The 534-nt window shown below is 59.4% G+C and carries 1 protein-coding gene; it reads right to left on the bottom strand.

Going from position 1 to position 534, the window contains the following annotated elements; genetic code table 11:
* Positions 1-534, bottom strand: a 534-nt coding sequence (locus tag EAE91_RS25280) for a hemagglutinin repeat-containing protein (protein WP_214090569.1), incomplete at both ends; no start/stop codon positions are given.

Here is a 534-nt window from a genome sequence, read left to right as displayed (position 1 = left end):
TTAATGTCAAATGACGTTTCACCTCGGCAGTTATCTGCTCGCCGCTGACCTGAGCGCCTTTTAACGTCGTGTCCCGGCCACTGTTCAGCCCGACGGTCTGTCCCGCCTGTAATGTGGTGTTAGTGTGGCTGACGCCGTTGCCGTTTTCATGGCCGTTGCCCCGGCTGACATTGGCCGAGACGTTCAGGCCGGTGCCTCCCGGTCCCACGGTCAGGCCCACGCCCAGCGAGCTGCCGTGGCTGCTGTTTTTGCCGGTGGTCTGTTCAGTGTTCTGGCTGGAGGAGAGCTGAATATCCCGGTTAGCAGCCAGTTGCAGGTCTTTGCCCGCCTGTAACTGGCTGCCCTGAATGCGGATATCGCCATTCTGGCCTGATGCGCCTTTGCCATCCCCTTTGGCGGTTATGGTCAGGTTATCCCCGGCAGCGAGATGGCTGCCCTGTTGAGTGGTCTGGCGGTGCTGCTGTTCTGAACGGGAAGACTGGCGACCGTAGGACAGGCTAATCCCGGCCAGATTATTATTGCCTTTGTCGTCAC

Source organism: Photorhabdus noenieputensis, assembly GCF_018448935.1.
Classification (GTDB): domain Bacteria; phylum Pseudomonadota; class Gammaproteobacteria; order Enterobacterales; family Enterobacteriaceae; genus Photorhabdus; species Photorhabdus noenieputensis.
Note: the sequence above shows the minus strand (reverse complement) of the source record. Positions and strands in the feature narration are given on the sequence as shown.